We start from the raw sequence: 268 nt of genomic DNA on the forward strand, positions 1-268 counted from the left end.
ACAGCCCGCTGCTGGCGCTTCGTCCGGACGCACCGTTCTTCGGCAATCGCGACAACGCCGCCGTGGTCGTCGCGCCGGTTAGCGGACCCGGCCGTGGAGCAAACGATGAGTGAGCAACAGAAGCGGGAAGATCCGCAGTTCACGACGGACAGCGTCGACGATCTCGCCGCACTACTCGGTCGCGCGGCGAACTGGGCCGAGCGTGACTGCGCCGCCGACGTGATCGCGGCGGAGCTTCGCGACGGCCAGGAGTTCGTCGAGGTCGAGC

The sequence above is a fragment of the Halorubrum sp. SP9 genome, assembly GCF_005435015.1.
GTDB lineage: Archaea > Halobacteriota > Halobacteria > Halobacteriales > Haloferacaceae > Halorubrum > Halorubrum sodomense.